We start from the raw sequence: 2,767 nt of genomic DNA, 5'->3' as shown, positions 1-2,767 counted from the left end.
CCGGCGCGGTGCACGTGCCGGACTGGATGGACCGCGCGCAGCAGGAGTACCTGCTGCGAGCCTGCGTGGACTGGGCGGCCGCGCGCCCGCCGCGGTCGATCGTGCTGCCCGGCGGCGGGAGGATGTCGGTGCGGACGCTCAGCCTGGGGCGACACTGGACGCCCTACCGGTACGACGACGACGAGGTGGTCCCCCCGCTGCCGGACTGGCTGGTCCGGGCGGCGCGGTCCGGGCTCGAGACGGCGACCGCGGTGGACCCGTCACTGCGCCAGCCGGACTACACCCCCGACGCGGCGTTGGTGAACCTCTACGGCCGTGCCGCCACCATGGGCCTGCACCAGGACCGCGACGAGGCCAGCTCGGCGCCGGTGGTCTCGCTGAGTCTCGGCGACGCCTGCACCTTCCGCTTCGGCACCCCACACCACCGTGGCCGCCCGTACACCGACGTGCGGTTGGAGTCCGGCGACCTCGTGGTGTTCGGCGGACCGTCGAGGATGGCCTTCCACGGTGTTCCCAGGGTGTTCGACGGCACGGCGCCAGCCTGGTGCCGGGACGTGCTCGGCGCGGGGCCGGGGCGCGTCAACATCACCCTGAGGCAGACCCGCTGACCTGCCGCTGACCGGCGGGCTCGCGTGCCGGTCAGGGCCGCATCCGCCGGAAGCTCACCACGTGCCGGTCCCCGGCCAGGTCCTCACGGGGGGCGCACACCGACTCCACCTGCCGGCGGGCCTGCTCGTGGACGGGGGTGCCGGGGTCGAGGACCGAGAGGTACTCCTTGTGCTCGGCCAGCGCGGCGACGGCCGGCTCGACGAATCCCTCGACGTCCACGTAGTGGGTGGGTTCCGGTGAGGACTCGAACCACATCCGTGGGCGCCCCTCGGCGGCGTCCACGCCGACGGCGGCCACCAGGTCGTCATACGTCGCGCCCACCGCGGCACCGAACTCCATGTGATCGCTCTGGTTGGGGGCGCCGGGCGCCCACTCGGGCCCGGAATACAGGGAGATCACGATGTCCGGCCGGTGACGGCGGAGGGAATCCGCGATCGCGTCGCGGAGCCCCGAGTCGTTGACGATCCTGCTGTCGGGGAAGCCGAGGAACTCCACCTCTTCCACGCCCACGAGCGCCGAGGAGCGGCGCTGTTCCTCCTCCCGGACCGGTCCGGCGATCGAGGGGGGCATCCCCTCGATCCCCGCCTCGCCGCTCGAGGCCAGCACGTAGACGATGTGGCGACCCTCCGCGGTCCAGCGGGCCACCGCGGCGGACATGCCGTATTCGGGATCGTCGGGATGGGCGACCAGGACCAGACCGCGGGTCCAGTCGGTGGGAAAGGGCTCGGGTGGGGTCATGGGGAGAGTATTGCCGATCCGGGGTGACGAGTCGGTAGCGTCCGAACACATGGCCCTCACCGAGTGGTTGCTCTCCGCGCACGAGCGGGGCAACCCGGACACCCGTCTGGATTCCCGTCATGCCGGTGACGAGGCCTGGTCGGAGGGCAACGAGGTCCGTCCGCTCGTCCACGGGGCCACGTACTTCGGCGAGCTCTCCGACAGGATCGAGGCCACCGGACAGGGCGATCTGATCCTGTTCACCGACTGGCGCGGCAACGTCCTGCTGGACATGCGGGTGCCGCCGCGCGGGTCGCACCACCAGAAGATGGTGGTGATCCGACACGCGGACGCCCCGCGGCGGGACGTGGCCTACGTGGGCGGCATCGACCTGTGCCATTCGCGGCGGGACGACGCCCGACACCGGGGCGACCCGCAGGCGCAGTCGATGTCCGAGGTCTACGGGGTGACGCCGCCGTGGCACGACGTGCAGTGCGCCATCTCGGGACCGGCCGTGTACGACGCCGAGACGGTGTTCCGGGAACGGTGGGAGGACCCGGCGCCCCTGACGCGGTCGCGTCGCCGGTTCCGCGTGGACCGCGACCACGTGGACGTGCGCGCCGAACCGTTGCCCCCGCAGGCGCCGCCGCCGCCGGCGGTGCCGGGTGGCACGCACGTCGTCCAACTGCTCCGCACCTACGCCGGCCGGCACGGTCGACGTGCCTACCCGTTCGCACGGAGGGGTGAGCGGAGCGTCGCCCGCGGGTACGCCAAGGCGTTCGAGCGTGCCCGTGACCTCATCTACGTGGAGGACCAGTACCTGTGGTCGCGCGCGATCGCGGACTCCTTCGTGGAATCGCTCCAGCGGGACGAGGGACTGCACCTGGTCGTCGTGATGCCCCGGTGGACGGACAGCGACAACCCGGTCTCCCGTATCCCGCAGCTCCTCGGCCGGCAGCGCGCCATGAGCCGACTCGCCGCCGCGGCCCCCGGCCGGGTGGCCTTCTACGCGCCGGAGAACTCCGACGGCACCCCGGTCTACGTCCACGCCAAGGTGTGCGTCGTGGACGACACCTGGTGTTCGGTCGGCTCCGACAACTTCAGCCGGCGCTCGTGGACCCACGACTCGGAACTCTCGGCGGTGGTGGTGGACACGGCCGCGTCCGATCACAGTCCGTACGCCCGCAGACTGCGTCTGACCCTGGCCGCCGAGCACCTGGGGCGCGGCGTGGACGGTCCGGGGTATCCGGGGGACGTGTCGGAGATCGCGCACGGGGACGGCGATCCGGGCGACGACGACGACCTCGCGTGCCTGATGCACGACTGTCCGGACGCGGTGGGGACGTTTCGGACCTTCGCCGACGCGGCCGCCGCGCTCGAGGAGTGGCATCGCGGCGGTCGCCGGGGGACGCGGCCCCCGGGTCGGCTGCGTCCGCTCGCG

The 2,767-nt window shown here is 72.6% G+C and carries 3 protein-coding genes; 2 read left to right on the top strand and 1 reads right to left on the bottom strand.

The annotated features are described in order from the left end of the window. The coding region (locus G6022_RS08875) for an alpha-ketoglutarate-dependent dioxygenase AlkB (protein WP_182691399.1) at positions 1-608 on the top strand (608 nt) is incomplete at its 5' end. 31 nt (positions 609-639) lie between these two features. On the opposite strand, the gene G6022_RS08870 is transcribed toward G6022_RS08875, so the two are convergent. Further along, a complete protein-coding gene (locus tag G6022_RS08870) occupies positions 640-1,347 on the bottom strand; it encodes a PIG-L family deacetylase (protein WP_182638463.1) in 708 nt (235 codons plus the stop codon). A 49-nt stretch (positions 1,348-1,396) separates the two neighbouring features. Between G6022_RS08870 and G6022_RS08865 the strand changes: the two genes are divergently transcribed. After that, a partial coding sequence (locus G6022_RS08865; protein ID WP_182691397.1) for a phospholipase D family protein occupies positions 1,397-2,767 on the top strand: 1,371 nt, incomplete at its 3' end.

The organism is Dietzia sp. Cai40 (assembly GCF_014145165.1).
Classification (GTDB): domain Bacteria; phylum Actinomycetota; class Actinomycetes; order Mycobacteriales; family Mycobacteriaceae; genus Dietzia; species Dietzia natronolimnaea.
Note: the sequence above shows the minus strand (reverse complement) of the source record. Positions and strands in the feature narration are given on the sequence as shown.